The organism is Vibrio sp. 10N.261.52.C11, from assembly GCF_041471405.1.
Taxonomy (GTDB): Bacteria; Pseudomonadota; Gammaproteobacteria; order Enterobacterales; family Vibrionaceae; genus Vibrio; species Vibrio crassostreae_C.
Window position 1 is genome coordinate 1 of the sequence record NZ_JBFROI010000038.1, and the last position, 16,993, is coordinate 16,993.

Annotated in this window: 15 protein-coding genes and 2 pseudogenes; 9 read left to right on the forward strand and 8 right to left on the reverse strand. The window is 40.9% G+C overall.

Annotation, left to right across the window (positions count from 1 at the left end):
* Positions 1–89: 89 nt before the first annotated feature.
* From AB4323_RS16065 to AB4323_RS16080, 4 genes are all read left to right on the forward strand, one after another.
* Entirely contained in the window at positions 90–1,091 is a 1,002-nt protein-coding gene (locus AB4323_RS16065; RefSeq protein ID WP_371997466.1) for a phytanoyl-CoA dioxygenase family protein, read from the forward strand.
* Between the two features lie 16 nt (positions 1,092–1,107).
* Positions 1,108–2,433 carry a serine hydroxymethyltransferase gene (locus tag AB4323_RS16070; protein ID WP_102560969.1) on the forward strand — a complete coding sequence of 442 codons (1,326 nt, stop codon included), beginning with the start codon at positions 1,108–1,110 and terminating at the stop codon, positions 2,431–2,433.
* A complete protein-coding gene (locus tag AB4323_RS16075; protein ID WP_017102638.1) occupies positions 2,430–3,068 on the forward strand; it encodes a LysE family translocator in 639 nt (212 codons plus the stop codon). Before AB4323_RS16070 ends, AB4323_RS16075 begins: the two co-directional genes overlap by 4 nt.
* A 130-nt stretch (positions 3,069–3,198) precedes the next feature.
* On the forward strand, positions 3,199–3,615 hold the full coding sequence (locus tag AB4323_RS16080) for a GFA family protein (RefSeq protein ID WP_017102639.1): 417 nt from the start codon (positions 3,199–3,201) through the stop codon (positions 3,613–3,615).
* A 355-nt stretch (positions 3,616–3,970) separates the two neighbouring features.
* Here the strand turns inward: AB4323_RS16080 and AB4323_RS16085 are convergent, their stop codons facing one another.
* Both AB4323_RS16085 and AB4323_RS16090 read right to left on the reverse strand, forming a co-directional pair.
* Positions 3,971–4,273, reverse strand: a complete 303-nt coding sequence (locus tag AB4323_RS16085; protein ID WP_102560971.1) for a type II toxin-antitoxin system RelE/ParE family toxin — start codon at positions 4,271–4,273, stop codon at positions 3,971–3,973.
* A complete protein-coding gene (locus AB4323_RS16090; protein WP_017100443.1) occupies positions 4,245–4,481 on the reverse strand; it encodes a TA system antitoxin ParD family protein in 237 nt (78 codons plus the stop codon). Before AB4323_RS16090 ends, AB4323_RS16085 begins: the two co-directional genes overlap by 29 nt.
* Before the next feature lie 471 nt (positions 4,482–4,952).
* Between AB4323_RS16090 and AB4323_RS16095 the strand changes: the two genes are divergently transcribed.
* From AB4323_RS16095 to AB4323_RS16105, 3 genes and pseudogenes are all read left to right on the forward strand, one after another.
* On the forward strand, positions 4,953–5,495 hold the full coding sequence (locus AB4323_RS16095; RefSeq protein WP_017100441.1) for a hypothetical protein: 543 nt from the start codon (positions 4,953–4,955) through the stop codon (positions 5,493–5,495).
* A gap of 3 nt (positions 5,496–5,498) precedes the next feature.
* Positions 5,499–6,806 carry a YfaP family protein gene (locus tag AB4323_RS16100; RefSeq protein WP_229648405.1) on the forward strand — a complete coding sequence of 436 codons (1,308 nt, stop codon included), beginning with the start codon at positions 5,499–5,501 and terminating at the stop codon, positions 6,804–6,806.
* Between the two features lie 803 nt (positions 6,807–7,609).
* A pseudogene (locus AB4323_RS16105) lies at positions 7,610–7,795 on the forward strand (IS6 family transposase); the annotation flags it as partial.
* Positions 7,796–7,854: 59 nt separating this feature from the next.
* Here AB4323_RS16105 and AB4323_RS16110 read toward each other — a convergent pair.
* From AB4323_RS16110 to AB4323_RS16135, 6 genes and pseudogenes are all read right to left on the reverse strand, one after another.
* Positions 7,855–8,328: a GNAT family N-acetyltransferase gene (locus tag AB4323_RS16110; RefSeq protein WP_016800590.1), complete on the reverse strand. Its 474-nt coding sequence runs from the start codon at positions 8,326–8,328 to the stop codon at positions 7,855–7,857.
* Positions 8,329–9,946: 1,618 nt separating this feature from the next.
* Positions 9,947–10,228: pseudogene (locus tag AB4323_RS16115) on the reverse strand (ISNCY family transposase); the annotation flags it as partial.
* A gap of 164 nt (positions 10,229–10,392) precedes the next feature.
* On the reverse strand, positions 10,393–10,806 hold the full coding sequence (locus AB4323_RS16120; RefSeq protein WP_069592252.1) for an H-NS family nucleoid-associated regulatory protein: 414 nt from the start codon (positions 10,804–10,806) through the stop codon (positions 10,393–10,395).
* Positions 10,807–11,646: 840 nt separating this feature from the next.
* Positions 11,647–12,225 (reverse strand): DUF2913 family protein, encoded by a 579-nt coding sequence (locus AB4323_RS16125; protein ID WP_017104238.1) that lies wholly within the window; start codon positions 12,223–12,225, stop codon positions 11,647–11,649.
* 258 nt (positions 12,226–12,483) lie between these two features.
* Complete coding sequence (locus tag AB4323_RS16130; RefSeq protein WP_102428375.1) at positions 12,484–13,608, reverse strand: hypothetical protein; 1,125 nt, start codon at positions 13,606–13,608, stop codon at positions 12,484–12,486.
* 720 nt (positions 13,609–14,328) lie between these two features.
* Positions 14,329–15,156, reverse strand: coding sequence for a hypothetical protein (locus AB4323_RS16135; RefSeq protein ID WP_372152886.1), 828 nt, complete (start codon positions 15,154–15,156; stop codon positions 14,329–14,331).
* 800 nt (positions 15,157–15,956) lie between these two features.
* Here AB4323_RS16135 and AB4323_RS16140 point away from each other — a divergent pair.
* Positions 15,957–16,136, forward strand: a complete 180-nt coding sequence (locus AB4323_RS16140; protein ID WP_016800598.1) for a TraY domain-containing protein — start codon at positions 15,957–15,959, stop codon at positions 16,134–16,136.
* A 343-nt stretch (positions 16,137–16,479) separates the two neighbouring features.
* Positions 16,480–16,848: a hypothetical protein gene (locus tag AB4323_RS16145; RefSeq protein ID WP_048660709.1), complete on the forward strand. Its 369-nt coding sequence runs from the start codon at positions 16,480–16,482 to the stop codon at positions 16,846–16,848.
* The last annotated feature ends 145 nt before the right edge of the window (positions 16,849–16,993 follow it).

Consider the following 16,993-nt stretch of genomic DNA (forward strand, 5'->3'; position numbering starts at 1 on the left):
TAATTATTAATTATTAATTTTAGGCCATTCGATAAAGACTGATAGGTTCGACGCTCTTTGTTTAACATCATAGGGTAGGCAGCTAATCAATGGACAAGAGTAAAGGATTGACGAGAGAGCAAATAAGGTCTTTTCGCCGAGATGGTTATTTAGGACCATTACCGAGGTTCGCAAATGTCGAATTAATTCAAGATGTTTTAACGGAAGTTAGGGAGATAGCTCAAAGCCCAGAGCCGCATCCCCTGTATGGTCGTTATTCTGTCAGGGATTGGCATTTAGTATCGACGAAAATTAAAGAGTTGCTCACAGATTCAGCTTTGATCCCAAAGCTACAGTCTCTGATTGGAGACGATTTAGCTCTTTGGCGCTCAAAAATTTTTCACAAGAAATCTGGAGAAAACGGTACAGGTTGGCACCAAGAGTGGGGAGATTTCGATGGTGAAGAAATTGGCAATAATAAGCCTAGTTTAAGGCCTAAACATGAAAGGCGGGATCGTTGGTGGAATTTAACTGTTTGGGTCGCCCTTACTGATGTTGAGCTTGATTGCGCTCCGTTGCGTTTCATTCGTGGTTCACATAAAAAACAATATCCTAAAACCATGGTTCCAATGACAGAATCTGAGTTTTGGCATGATCCATTTATTGACTGTAAAACAATCGAAGATGTTGTCGAAAGGGCGAACAATTACACACTAGTATTGGACGTTGATACCAGTGGGCTTTTTGAAAATTATCAAATTAGTGGGAAATCATTCGAGGATGTTAAAGCCTATGTTCGAGCTGAACTTGCAAAATTACCTGCAAAAAGAACATTGGGTGTAGACGAGAGCCAAGAAGATATAGTGACGATCCCTATGAAAAAAGGGGAATTTGTTATTTTCACGGAAAGAACCATGCATGGTTCTCTTCCTAATACATCTTATAATGACCGGTTTGGCATTAATTTTAGAGTAACGGCAACGGATACGGAAATTTATCCATTTCGACACTTGGGCGACTTTATTGATGGCTCAAACATAGATATCACAAGACATTCGAGCTTACTGCTCTGTGGTAAGGATCTGTCTAACACACGTAACAGTTATACGTGAGAAGGGAGGTTAGAAAGTGATTATCAGCAAACAAATGCATGACATGAATATTCTGAATGATGCTTCTGCCTTACTTGGGTGTTCGACTTCTAAAGAGCTCTATCAAAAATTAAGAGCTTTAATAGAGCGACACGAGACTGTGAGAGTGAAGACAGGAATAAACCTTTTGGCAGCAGAAGGCCCTATGAGTTTACAAGCTCGGGGACTACTAAGTTGTGACTTGGGGTCTAGAGCCTCAGGCGGTTCTATTGGGCGAAATAACCGCTTTTTTACGGGGCTTGATCAAGCTGATGAAATAGAAGCACTTTGCATAGTATTACTTAAGGAATTATTTGAATGCAATCATGCAGACCCTAGGCTTTTAGGAGGGCTTCATGCTAATACGGTTGTCTATGCAGTTCTCAAAAACCATTTCAACGTATCAGATATGTCCACCCTCAATACATTTTATGGTGGTAACTCAAGTAACCATAGTTTAGGCCCCCCGGGGATCTTGAACTATTCCATTTCAGATCTTCCTGTGGATCCGAATACCCTCGAAATTGACTTAAACGCCTTTGAATACATGGCTAAGTTTAGACACCCGAAATTAGTGAGTTTAGGGGCAGGTCTCAACCTTTTTCCCTTTCCTGTAAAAGAGATAAAAGACATTATTTCTCGTTGGGGAGGGATGTTACTTTTTGATGGCTCACATCAAGCAGGGTTGATTGCTGGTGGAGTTTATCCAAACCCTCTGTCTTTGGGAGCTGATATCTACACTGCATCGACAGGAAAGACGTTTAGTGGTCCTCAGGGAGGAGTAATTTGTTGGAATTCGGAAAAGTTTTCTTCTCCGATTAGCACGACTATATTCCCAAAGCTAACTGGTTCACATCAACTTAATCGAATTGCTGCCCTGACGGTCTCATGCTTAGAATTAAAGGAATATGGCCTTGAATATATGGCTCAAGGGATACTTAATGCTAGGCAACTTGCTAGTAATTTACAGGCGCACGGGTTGGAGGTGCTCTGTTCTGATGAAGGCTTTACTGAAACTCATCAAGTTGTTGTGAAATGGACTCGAGAAGAAGGTGCGCGTTTAGCATGCTACCGTCTAGCTGATGTTGGGGTTTTTGCTAATGCAGTCCCACTTCCTGAAGATAGAGAGTTGTTATCTGGGATACGTTTTGGTGCAACAGAAATTACTCGATTAGGGGTTACACAAAGTCAAATAGTTGTTTTAGCTGAGGTAATCGCAGGCGTTCTACAAGGTAATTACAATTTGAAGGAGGCGCGTAATGTAGTAAGTGAGTTAGCCTCAACATTTTCTGGCTTTAAATATAGCTTGGAGGGTGGACAATGATTTCAATTACAGAACTGTTTACTTACTTATTTGTTACGTTGCTATATGCGTTTATGCCCGGTCCTGCAATGCTTTACAGTATTGCTCAAGCTGTGTCAGGAGGGAAGAAAGTAGGAATTATGGCAGCTTTTGGCCTTCATATAGGAGGTTATTTTCATGTAATTTTAGCTGTATTAGGTTTGTCTTCTGTGCTTTTAGCTAATCCTTCTCTCTATTCTGCCATTCAAAAGCTAGGAGCTCTCTATCTTGTTTGGTTGGGTTTCCAACGTATCTATCTATCAAAAAAATTACGTATTACTTCTTGTGAAAGCAATCTTACCTCTCCTAAAAGAACGTTTATTGATAGTGTCATTGTAGATATTCTGAACCCTAAAGCCGCAATTTTCTATCTTGCTTTTCTCCCACAGTTTGTGAATGAAGCAGGAAGTGTTGCTGTTTGGCTCCAACTGCTTATTTTGGGAGTTGTTACGAATTTATTGTTTAGTAGTGCTGATCTGTTAAGTGTTTTGATGGCGAGTCATCTACAGAAAAAGTTTCAAGCAAGAAGTAACTGGGTTGATTTTTTCTCAAGGTGGTCTGGTAGTATTTTTATACTGTTAGGTGTTATGGCCTTGGTAAACTCCTCGTACAATTAGGGGAAGGGACACACTTCTCGGATTTTTAATTCAAGTTGATTTACGATGTAATGACTTAGGTTAGACGGTAGTGTTACTCGTTACTTAATTCGGAGTTAGCTGCCACTCATGTTGTGAGGAGGAGTGATAAATGGAATATCCACTTATAGGAGCATGTCAGTGCGGGCAAGTGACCTATGACTTGTATGAAAAACCACTAATGGTCTTTGCTTGTCACTGTACAGAGTGCCAAAAACTGTCTACCAGCCCATTTAGCATTACAGCAGTTGTCGATGCCGAGAAAATAGAGTTTTCTGGTCAACTGAAAACTTGGGAACGTTTAGCTGATAGTGGCAATCGTAATTGCGCGATGTTCTGTCCAAATTGTGGAAACAGAATTTACCATTTCAATCCAGATGCACCGCAAACGGTTAAATTAAAGTTAAAACCAACTGATATGTCGGCAGCTGATATTTTCGAACCTCAAGCACATGTTTGGGTTAGTGAAAAACTAGATTGGTACCAAATACCAACTAATGTAAAGGTTTTCCCTGAGCAGCCGGGGTAGCGGTGAGCAAGTGTTTAAGATATTAAAATACTTGTTCTAATCTATTGAGGTTTAGGGAGTTTCATTGCATTAACTTACTTTTGGCCAGAACTTTCATAGGTTGAATCTTTATCTGTGGCACTTTCTAACTCGAAAGTGCCCCATTATTGGCTAGACCTTTTACTCATTCACACCCTGTTCATGGGTTTTTACCATATTAAAACTTATCCACTCTTCTCATACTGTTAATCCCCGTGATGTTTCACGGGGGTAGATTCCACCTTTCTTTCAGCGTTAGCTACCTTAAGTTCTTTTTCAATCAGTTTGTAGGTGTTTGAGGGGTATAAAAAAAGCCTCGCGCTTGGCGAGGCTTTGGTTATCTAAATGTTCTGGATGCATCTCGATAAAAGTTTTCATGACTGCCCAACGCCATTAAGGTCAGGACTAACGTCCCGTATTCATCGTAGTTGTACCCAAGCAAGGTGAGCTGCTTGTTCATCTTAAACTTGTGCACCCTAAGAAAAGACAAATCGCCTTTCTTCATCACGCCAATAAAAGGGTTTTCTATAACCTCTTTCACTGTTTTATCTAGATCTTGTTTTTGGTTTTTGTGTAGCTTTTTTACTGTCTTGGCAAATGTCGTAGTTTGCTCAATCTTTGTTACTTTCGCTAAATTCATAAGAGGTCGTATTCCCGTGCTCTAATTCGGCTTTAGCGATGATTGCCTGCAGTACGAACTCGTAGGTTAAGTCAGGGTTATCCTCCATGATCTTGCCTATTTTCGCCCAATGCTCAATTTGCTTGGGGGTCGTTCGATTTAAAGCTGTTCCAATGGTTGCAGCTCTATCTACTAGGCTCTCATCAAGTCTAACGCTTGTAGTAGCCATATGTATTACCTTGGTCATTTGTTTGTTGATGTCAATTGTAGCGCATTGCATCATATGTGGCAACTTGCAACAAAAGCCCTGCTAGTGGGCTTTTTCACTTCTCATAAGTGACAATGAACTTAACCTCTAAGGTCGTGCTCTTCTGATGGCTCCTCCATACCGGAGATAATGCATCATTTACTAAATTAGAAAAAGCTTCTGTCCAAAGGTGTGCCATGAAACTCGAAAATGCCCCATTAGAAGTTACGACCGATTGATTACTCATTTCAGAAACCTGTGATTTGGCTTACTTTTCCTTATGCAAACCACATCTACTGTATTGATATAAGTGTAACGGACCTAGGTATATTAATGTAACGCCAGTCTCTATAGCGGCAACTTGGTCGGCTCAAGGGTGGTATGGGACTCGTTGCACTTGGCGTTAATCTCTTATATTTTAGTAACTTAAAATTTATGATCAAGGAGTAGACAATGAAGTTGAAAATAAGGGAAGCTTTACCAATATGTGCCATCATGTTGCTAACGGCATGTGGTGGTGACTCTGATAGTGCCGATGATGTAAATGCAGCAACACCAATCAATTCACCTACAGATGCTTTAAGTCAGTTAGTTTCGTCAGGAACGTACCCAGACTTAGACACTAGTGATTCGCTTACAGGTTCAGTCACCAATAACGAAGCCATTCGAGACGATATATTGGCATATATTGAAGCGGCTAACTTATCAGCAAGTCAAAAGACACAAGTTAAGAGTATTGCCAGAACTATCCAAGAAGCTGTCCTTGTTGATCATTCTGATATCGATGCAGTCCTCCAAGTTGATGAAGAGTCTACTGTAGCTATCGGTTGCTTGAGTTTAGCTTTTGATAACCCTGCCGATGCACATCAAATTCTAAAAGCGATAGAACATTACACAGCAAACACTCGTGAGCGCGCAGCGGCATATTCAGCGTTCAATGAAGCTCTTGATGGCACTGTGACGCGCCTACCATCTAATATCGATTGCGTGGAATGATGTATGAAAAAAATTATTATAACCGCTTTAGCTGCGTCAATCTCTTTCAATGTAAGTTCTGCAACAGTTTGTGAAGTACCAGGGTATGTCGTTGGCTTTTTTAATGGAGTGTGGAATACAAAAAATGAAGCGAAATTAGCGACATTTGAATTCCAAAAGCAAATTGGAAATGAGTACAATTCAGAGCCTGTAGCATACGAGACTTTTTATAACGTAACTGGTTCATCGGTTAGTGCATCAGCGTTTCAAGATATAGCAGAAGTATTTATTCAGCGAGCGGAAGAAATAGACCCCGATCTCGGCGGTAGATTTGATATCTTTTGGTCAGCAATTACTGGTGGTGGAGCTGATGGTTTCTTAGATAAAGTCTACAATATTGTCAGCGCCCCTAGTGACTTGGTGTTGGGGCTACTTACTGAGCTTTACGACTGGGCATCATCCCAAACAGTTGCACTTGTTAGTCATTTGTTTTCTTCACCGCCAACAGCAAGCGATTACGCTCGTCATAACACGAGGATTCAGACGTTAGGCACACAGGGCGCAAAAATGCTGTTTATCGCCCACTCCCAAGGTAATCTTTTTGCTAATAATGCCTACAACGCAGCATTGGAATTGGATAACCTAGATGAATCTAATCTTGGGGTAGTCCACATTGCACCAGCTTCACCACAACTGAATGGACCTTATACACTAGCCGATCTCGATTTGGTGATAAATGGTTTAAGAGCTGTAGGGACAGTGCCCGATACAAATGTCTCGATACCAGTCAGCCATTTAGAGGTTGATCCATCTGGTCACACTCTCATACAAACCTATTTAAATACTTCTTTACAACCAGCTGGAATGATAAGAAACGATCTCCAATCGGAGCTGGCGTCATTACAAACTCCTGAAGCAATCGCTTCTACAGGGTCGTTCACAGCAACACTCAGTTGGAATGGTCTAGGTGATGTTGATTTGCATACGTTTGAACCCAATGGGATGCAGGTGTACTACCAAAATAGGGTAGGTAACGTTGGTGAGTTAGATGTTGATAACACCAGCGGCTATGGGCCAGAGCATTACTTCGCCACTTGTGACAGAGACAGCCTCGAACTCGGGGTATATAGTATCGGTGTGAATAACTACGCTCGTGCAGAAGGTCGAATTGCAACTGTTCAAATATCGACAGGTAGTATTTCGGATGTTCTAACTAAGTCAGTTACACTTGGGGAAGCTCAAGGTTCATCAGAGAATGCCAACCCATTACACATGATGAATGTTGTGGTTTCTGAAAACGACAGTGGTGGCATTGAAATAGGGGCTTTCTAGTAACCTTAAAGGGCCGTTTACCTATAGTAATATAATCTGATAGCCCTACTAAAACATCATTTGATGTTTTAGTAGGGCATTGCGTTTGGTCTACCAATTTCCGATACATTGTATGATTCGGAGTAGTAAATTTTGTCCGAACGACTTAGTCGCCAATCTGAACGTAACTCGGAAATGTCCAGAGGCTTCATAGACCTGAAGTTTTACTCGTCGTCGCGACTCAAGGCGAGTTCCAATGATATATTTTGTAACTGCAAGCAATTAGCTTTGTCGATAAGAGCTGATAACAAAGAGAGCCAAAGCTGACTAAATTGATTAACCAATAACTTTCAATGTTTTTGGTTATAGTATGTGTAATACAAATCCCAATAATACTTGAGTTATTTCAAATGAAACAAGAAGTACATAGGTTTGAGCTATCAATAAATAGCACTATCTCTGAAGTCTATGGCCACTTTACTAAGGCAAATAGTGACCAAAGCCTCGATAGAATGTTTGAAGGTCTTCAAAAAAAACTCAGGAAAATTACCTGCTCAGTGAGAGAGAGGGAGTGTACTCTCATTAATGTGTACATTGCATACGGCAGAAGACAAGAGGACTTTGATGGTAGAGGGAAGACTTGTAATTCTTTTCCTACAAGGAGAATCGAAAGTATAATGAACACCCATTCTAACCTTTCGCCAGAAGACCTGCTAGGTGAGGCTTTACGATCTTTAGAGCACTGAGCTGGAACTTTAACGTTTTCTAGATTAGCGCATGATAGCTGAAAATATGAGCAAAAAAATTAAGAGTAATTACACCATGACAATGCGATAGAGTCAGACCATGCTCTAATCAAAAAGCTCATCGAAGCGATTCAAGGTCTTTAAAGGTTACGGATATTGAACAAGAGTCAATTTGATTTTTGGTTAAGCCGTGACCGGGCAGAGGTGAGAGTGCACGAGGGATCAGCGTTTTTGAATGAACTCTTCAATACATTTACAGTTTAAGTATAAAATGAGGCGGCCAAATAGCCGTCCCAGACACACCATCTGACTTGTTTATTCACTCATTCCTTTAAGCCAAAAATTAATTCAATTTCATCATCAAGTCTTCTGCCCGTTGGTATAAAACCAAGTTTTTGATAAATAGAGAGCGCATTGCCTTTTTCTTTATCCATCGTGGTCAGGGAGACGCCTTTTAAACCGATAATGGAAGCGTATTTCTTACTGAAGTTAATCGCTTGACTCCCCAATCCCTTTCCTTGGAAACGATGGTCAATCATGACGCGCCATACATATAAATGCTCCTTTTGAAAGTGTTCATCGTGTGTGTCCAGTATTCTAGGGTCAATCAGAGAGATCAGGCCCGCAGGTTTATCGTTTAAGTAAATACCATAGTTGATACTATCGTCGTTAAAACTGGCTTCTGCAAGCCACTCTGCGTTGTTAGCAATGAGTTGTTTTTGAGACTCTTCCACTGAGAGAGCAATAATGTCATCGATAATGGTATTGTTTATTTTTAAAAAGCTAATTTTATTCATGCTTATTTACCTTGGGTAGGTATTTCATTAAAAGTAACTGGCCAATGTAAGGATCTTGATAAGCTAATCTTGAGTTATCAAAATGGTAATGCCGCTTTTGTTCCTGTCATTTAACATAGGCTCTTCAACTATCTTATAGATCTCTTTATCTGGCGCATGCTAGAACTCGCCAATCGTTTTTCATTAAGGTATATAGTCACAGTAGAGTATGCTTTCTCAAACAATGAGGATGGAAGTTCTTGTTTCCTATTTTGTCTGCACCCATGACAGAAATATGAGTTCCAAGCGTTGCCCACGATGATTAAAAAAAAGGGTCCGTACAGTATTTTTGCAACAGTCCCGTTACAAGAACCAAAACAAAATCCCTGCTAGAGTGCTTACTAGTGTAATGAAAGAGAGCTTTAACGTGTTCTAAGCCAGTTACATGTTGTATGTCACTTATCAACTAAAATGGTGGCTCTTCTCTTACCGCCTTTGCACTCAACAGTGACGTTCACTCCATTGACGAGTGCTTTCTCATTATTCGCTCTGGCTCTCACATCGAGTTCAAATTTGGACAACGAGTTCGGTAAGCGCAAAAGAAAGAGTGCTGGTTACCCTTTTGCTTTGGTACAGGCCAAATCTTGATGTTATCGAAGATGGCCAATCGCAGTGCTAAAATAGACAAAACTCTGGAATATTGCAGCTAATGTTATCGAAAGCTATTCTGCACTATTTTTGTAGTTTGCGTAATTGGTGTAGCCAAACTCAACACCAATGATACGAACCGCCATATAAGTTTTAGCCCAGACCATTTGACGTATTATTCCGGAATCTTTTGTCTCTTACAGTATGACTTTGTAAGTAAAATCATTACATAATGAAAGCGTATTCACTAGGTTGCTAGTTCAAACCTTGATGCTTTGGTTTTTCTAATAGCGATAAGATGTCGCTCCTAATGAATTGATAGCAGAGTAGTTTCTTACGTCTAAAGCGGGACTTGATTGGATGAACCAACGATAAATATAGGACGATTCACAATAATGCCGTGCTTGGCCGACATATCACTCAGATTGACATTACTCATGGGCGTTGATTAAGCGACTTTCCATACTTGTTAGAAGAATATTTATTACTTCTAAATCGTAGTCAATACAATGTTTCTAAAAATGACGTACTCTCTTACCTTTATCGTTTGGGTATAAAGAGAGTCGATTTAAAAGTGGGCAGTAAAACGTTGAATATTTTATAAAACTTTGACCAGAACGTTATATAAGGGCTTCAAGGAAGGTAATAACCTTAGTCTTTCGGTCTTTTTTATGACGTTGTCACAATGAAAGTTGGGTGAGGCGATAATTCCCCTCACTCAATTAGTACCTGAATATGATAACAATAAGGCCGATGGGTAGGAAAAGTCTAAAAGTTTCGTACAACGTCATACCATCCGGATGAAGGTGGACGTTAAGTGGGAAGGTGATGAAAGGGTTCCACATGACTCCGCGTTTAATCGAAGAAGGGACCTGTCGTATGACAAAAGAAAGTGCCCGCGCCGTTTTTTTTTCTTATCCTTATTTTTTATTGATTTAACTATTTATCTCCCCACGCGCAGTCCTTTATTGATGGCCATTTACTTGCTCGGCTAATGAGAAAGTTGTGCTAGTTCGTCTTTATTCAATCCTGTGACATCCATAATGGCTTCCTGATCTAGACCATTAAGCATCATCTTGTGCGCCATCTCCTTGAGGGCTTCTTGGCGACCTTCTTGGCGTCCTTCTTGGCGACCTTCTTGGCGTCCTTCTTGGCGTCCTTCTTGGCGGCCACGTTGCTCGCCTTGTTGGCGCAATTGTTCTGCAATAGTCATAAGTGTTTTCTCGTGTTTCGGTACTGATGAGGCCAGTGACGTAATTAACGCCTCTAGGTTGATTTCTGTTCACGCATTCATTTTAAGATTGGCCAATGGGAGAGATATTTAAAGTGAGCTGACTGCCCTATAGAAACTAACCTAAACAAGGGCTCTGTTAGTTTCTATATGAATTCTGGGCCTCTTAATTGAGGGGGGTGTAGTGAGGGTTTTGAAAGAAGCGACTATTTCGCGATCAAGAAATCCTCAATTGATTTTCCAGCATCAAGCTGTTCTTGAATTATGGAAGGGGTGCGACCTTGACCGGTCCAGGTTTTTTCTATGCCGTTCCCGTCTGTGTAACTATATTTAGCAAGGCGAGGCTTACGTTTACCTTTTATTTTATTCTTTGATTGACCTGCTAGAGCTTCTATAAGAGCTTCAATATTAACACCATCGACCTTGATTTGCTTTGCGATTTCAGCGACTTTGGATTCTTGTTCAGCACGAGCTTCGCGCTCTACTTCTTCGCTCTCTTGGCGTTCAAGAAAGACGGTCGTTAACTTATTCAGTGCTTCTTCAAGTTCCTCAAGTGTTAATTCACGAGAGAACGCACGAAGCGAGCGGATATTAAGTAAAGTTTTTATCATTTCGGTCATGTTGAGTCCATTTACATTTAAATTGAGATAATATTACAAATCAATAAGATACACAAAAATTGTCGAAACACGTTTTCTCCAAAAATAGCGTTGTGAATATTCCCTCTTAGGCATATTTTTCTAAATATCAATGAGTTATTGCCTATCTTCATCCGAGAATGATGCTTTTTTAGGGTAAATAGTTCGAGCGTCGCTAAAGCTTATGGATTTAAAGTGGCTGTACTGAATATCTTTGATTAATTTAGTGTTCAAACTTTCATGAGTAAACGCACAGTAAATATGCAAGTTATTGATGGCTATAGAGGATAGAGCACTCTCAAGTTGAGTTTCAGTAACCATGTAGATCAAAGGGGGTATTTCGGAACATCTCATATAACCATCAACCTCGTCATAGCATGTTGATTATTGCATGTGTCTGCATAAAGAAAAGTATGAATAGTCCTAAACTCTTATTGTGTCTCTGCATTGAAAACTGGCGTCCGTAAGGTTTGGGTGAAATTTTCACCTACCACTAGGATGGAAGGCTCCGTGTCACAAGGTGAGTATCGCAGTATATTATACTAGACCTAAATCCGGATTTAGGTGGAAAAATGAAGAAGAGAATTGGACCCTATGCGCAAACCTAGCCTAGCTAATGCCAATTTTAAAAGGTTCATGCGTAAGCCAGAGTTGCGTATTGAAAAGCTCTCTCTTTATGACCTATTTGGTCAGACTGGCTTTGGGTGCGTTGTCATATGGGAAAGCTTTCAGTCAAGGTTGAAGATGGGTATTTAGTCGGACATTGTCTACCCAAGGTAAAACCGAGAAATAGAAAGGCACTATTCAATCGTATAATCGTTATCACTCTCGGTGCAATAAAAGGTGAATGACTTCATCTTTCTCTTCAGAGTCAACTTCAACGCGATAAAAGCCTTTGGCTTTTAGCGCTTCAATTAACGCTTCCAACCGATGGGTTTTCACCGTCATAGCCAGGGGTTTTATCTGGTTATTGTCTTCATCAAACCCTTGCTCTATGCTTTTTTCTTTCATGTAAAGAGTATCTCGTTCCATTTCTTTTGTGGGGTCTTCCAACATAGTTGGAAACTGATGCTGCTCAAATAATTCCGTTAACATGATATAGAGTTCATCAGCCTGTGAGAACTTGGCTTGATACCCGAGATTCAGTTGATTTACCTCCCACATTTTTTGTTCGAGGTTGCCTGTTACACTTCGGCCAATACTGAGCATGGTTTTGAGTTCATTTTTACATGTCGAGAACTGAGGCCGTTTTACTTTTGGTTTGATGAATTTTACCAACAGTTCATTTCTTATTTTCGTTGTCCAATATCCACCTTGTTGACTCATGGTTAAATACAGTGCGAGAAGCGCATTCGTCACGATCTCATCAAGGGCTTGATAGTGCTTAAGGTTTCGACTCATGAATTTATTCTTTCTCTTTAATTGAAGCTTCCTAGCTGTTTTTCACGATTTTAAATTGAGTGCGTAATCAGCGTGTATTAAGGCTTAAATAATAAGGCGCATTCAAAAATTAACGGGAAACGCGAACATATACCTGCTCAAACTTTAATGGCACCGCTCGTCGCAATCCCGTAGCTGGCGAAGCCAGTCGAAGGGTGAGCAAGCGGTATTTCGAACCTCTTAAACCACCATGATTAAGCCTCTTTTCTAGACACAGAATCAATAGAAGGTAAGAGATCCTAAATATTTTTTTAATTGATTGATACTGTTAACTTTTCTTATTCTTTTTTCAAGCGAGACTATCGAATCATCAATCATTTTAAGATACTTTTCCATTTTGGCTTGCGTCTTCTTCTTGCTTGGTGCTGAGAATTGTCTCCAGACTTGAGACTTAACTCCTTGTTGGCTAAAGATGTCACGGTGGGCCCGATTTAAATCCAGGAGCTTCATTTCGAGCAAATGCTCCATTCTCACTAAAGTTGTTTCATCAAGAAGGTGCTCAGAATCGGGGACATATTCTGTCAGCATTCGGACTAAGGTCATCACATCATTCTCTCGTTTGGCCACCGCCAGTTTCTGCATTAAACGATGTTTCTCTTCTTTCTTTAACGGGTCAGACTCTTTATCTGGATGGATAACACTCGCAATGCGTTTGTACATTTTGTTGAGTTGAGTACCTCGGAACATTTCTTTGATGTTAAGCGCGTCGTCGTCTTCACTCTCAAAATAATCGAATTCAAAATCGTCCCAATCGTCCTCATTTTGGGCTCGTGGTGAAAATGAGTCGTTATTATGTTTAACAAAAGAGGCCCATAAGGCACTGATAAAAGCTTCAATGGCGAATGGATCACCAGAAGCCAGAATTTCACGGATTTTTTTGTGGGGTAAATCAATATCAGCGCCGAACATCTCCTTCATGCCGTTTTCAAATTCTCGACAAGCTGCATTGAGCGCTTGCTGTTTCTCTTTCTGAAATACTTTATTATGATAGGTTTCATACTCTTCGCATAACGCCTCGACTTTGTCTCTATCATTGATAAAAGGGCGATCAAGCAAGTCAATTAACTCCTGTTCAATCGCTTGCATCAAGCGATTGCGGATATTGGTTTTGAGTTTTTTTGAGGTCAAAAATGACATCAAGTGCTTAACCCAGGCACAGTGAAGATGGTCGAGCTTTTTATCATAGGGAGTCAGTTTATCTTTGTATTCAGAAAAAAGCTGATTGACCTTGATCTCGGCCTTTTGATTACGCCGTTCATTTTTTTCAATCTTCCTCCAGAGCTCAGATAAATAATCCGACTGAGAATGTGGAACGTTGTTTGAGTGAAAAATAGGAAGTGTCATATCCGTCCTTTTCTCTTCTAGTAACCCATGTGTTTTTCTAGGCTAACAGCGTAAGAAGAGAAACACCTCGAAGTAATACTAATTTATGTTCCTTGAGTTTGAATTACCCTCTGACGCTGATAAATCGAAACGCTAATCTTAGTATTCAAGGGGCCATTCATTTTGTAAAGCAGTAAGCTTAAGCGGCTGAATAAGAACCGTGACCATTTAATGAAATTAAGAAGAAAGCCTCTCACAGCGCCATACTGCTCTTTTTAGGCTGCAATATTGACAGCACTAAAAACCCTCGCCCTGCTAAGCCATACCATCCGGATGAAGGTGGACGTTAAGTAAGGAGATGATGAAAGGGAGCCACCTGACTCAGCGTTTAATCGAAGAAGGTCCCTGTCGTATGACAAAAGAAGGTTGCCGCGCCGTTTTTTTTGCTTGTCCTTAAGTATTTATTTTTCTATTGATTTAATTATTTATCTTTATACGTAGTGTTCATAAGCGCAGCCCCTTATTGATGGCCATTGTAGCGGTCTTTTTTATCCTTCCTTTCTTGCACGGCCTTTCTTATAAAAAACCGTGAATAGAGAAATCCCTTCCGAATGAGACTGCGTGCGCAAGATAACCCTGAATAACCTGTTGGGAGAAACCAGAAAAATGAGAGATAGAGCAGGGTAGGCTAAGGTTCAGACGTGCTGATCCCTCCGCCTTCGCGGAGACGAACGTGTCTTTTTAATTAGGGGCCAGGTCCGGTTGATACTCACTAAAGAAGGCTGAGGTTGATTGCGCATAGGTGTTTAACGTTGACGCATTGAAGATCTCTTGTATCCCTGACGCTATCTTACGGAAAGAGAGCCATTGAAAGCTCAGTCCTTTTTTTGTCTGGCGTTCCCGTGTTGCGAGGATCAATTCGCTGATGTTGGTGTAACGCACGACTTTTAAGTCATTAAAGAAGCGAGGTGTAAACTGTTTGTACGCGGGTGCACTGCGTATCGTCCCTTCGTCTTGGTCGACACACACATTGATCCGCTCACTGTGAAAATAGCTGGCACGCTTTAGATACTTCACCGCTTTAGCAAAGGACTTCGGCGAAATAAACTCTCCAAAGCGCAACGCATAATCTTCTTGAAGCTGGTCGTAGCTGATGGTTTTCAATCCCGCTTCGGTGGGCAAACCGATGCGCCCGCCAAGGAGGTCTGTGTTCGGCAGAGTGCACGCTAATACTTTCGCAATTAAGGTGCGACATTGGACATTATTCACCGCTTCACCGCCCCATGCATTGAGTGACGGGAAACGATTGGGGTTGGTAATAAATTCTTCACACCCTTTTAAGATCCGCGCGTATTCTGGCGGCAGGGTTTCTACCTTACCGCTTCGGAGCAACCGGCGAGACTTAAATCCGATCTCAAAAGGCGTCTTAGGGTTCCGCGCGTTCTCTTCTTCAATGACGCGTTGATACAATTCAATCAAATCCAGTTTGCGAGCCTTACGCTTACAGCGATACTGCGCATCGTAACTCGATTTATCGAACGGGGGAGGGGAGGAGCTAAACGTTTTCATAAGACTCACCGTCCACGTTTAAAACACACCTCGCTTCATCCTGAGGGACAAAAAAGGCGGTGTTAGGCAGAAAGTGGATTCTCCTGAGCGTTAGCCCAAGCCAAGGCTGAGTCAAATGCGTCATATTTTGAAGTCCAAGAGGTTTTTGGGGTGTTTGGATTGGCCGTCCAAACGGTGAAATTTCAACCTATCTCAACCGGGAAAAGAAATCAAATGCCGGTTTTTTAGACACAAAAAAGCCGACTACTCTTGGAAAGTCGGCTTTTTTGCGAGTGCTATATAGTCAGAGTACCACCTCTAACACACTCTAAATCCTAGAAAAAACACACGACATTGGACACTACAGGAGTAAGCAATGTCGTGTGTTTTAACCTTATAGACCTCAGGTAAGTATAGCGTGTCGTCGCCTGATATTTCAAACGCTAAGTGTGCCTTGGGATTTTTCCCTTAACATAACAAATATAATGCGTAACCAAAAATAGCAGATAAATAACAATGAGATAACAAATAACCTTGAAAAATTTATAGCACATCAAAGAATCCCAATAAAAATAATTAATGGATTAATTATTTAAAATTAAAAACAAAGGCAACGTTAAATTTAATAAAATAACCATTAAAATCAAAAGTTTAATTTGGTGCGTATTATATTTGTTATGTTAAATTGCAAGATTGAGAGGCCCATCACAAAAGCAAATAAGTTTAATAATTCTGGGTCACTTTTGAACGATTAGAGGGTTCAGCGATATTTCAGTTTGAACTCGGTCGTTTCGGTTTTTCTTAATTGAAAAGGATTTTGTATGAATTTGAAATCAGAATGTAGGGTTGATAACAAGGAAGTCGGTATCGCTTTTAGTCTTTCAGCAAACGCGAATAAAACGTTAACGCTATCGGCGAAAAGAGCAGAACGGGCCAAAAAGCGCGAAGGGAAACTTCGATTAGAAGATCATCTCAAACGTTTTCCCAATTGGTCGCTGTAACGAATGATATTGCCGTCTGAGATCTTATTTCAGATGGCCTCGAAGGTGGGCTGCCTTCACGATTGCAAAAAGCGCCGCAGAGGGGCGCAGGCCTGCGTAATATGCCTAACAAATTCAGGAGCCCTCTCTGGGGCGACGTCCAAGGCTGTTTTTCTACTCAATTAAGCACGCTGGTTGAGTGGTGAAATAGAGTTACTTGGGAATACCAGACACCACACCCTTTGGATGTGCGCATTCTACTACAAGAATGCTCAAGCCAGTTTGTAGCACGGCTCTTGAAAGAGAGCCCATTGTTTTGCTTTTTTAAAAGAACAAAACAATGTCCTAAAAAGGAGTGTGAACGATGCAGATTATCTACGGACATTGTCGTACAGATGAGGCGGCGAATGTATTAGGCCACTTTGTTGAACAAGGGGATTTTGTCAGCGTCAAAGAACTGGGAACGGTCGGGCGTGAACACATGGCGTTTGCCGCCTTACTGTCTTTTACTGGACACCTTTCATTCCCTTTCTATTGGAAGGGTGTTCATTTTGTTGCGGTTCAAAAACAAGTTCAATCAGTTAACCGTCTCACTCTCCCAGCTTCAAAGAATGCTTGTAAAAAACGTTATCGGAAGCTTAAGAACACCATCATTAGCGCTCAAAATTGGAAGCAACATGTGAGTCGTAATCGCGGTTTGAAGTACGCGAAATCTTCTCTGTTTTCTTTATGATGCGTGCCTATACCTGTCGATTTTAACCTTTCTCCCCACGCGCCGTTTAATTTGCACGTTGCACGGTCTGCCTAGGACAACCTAACCCTTCTTCCCAGCTTCTCAGGCAAGGAGGTCTTTTACTCCATCATGACCAAACACTTGA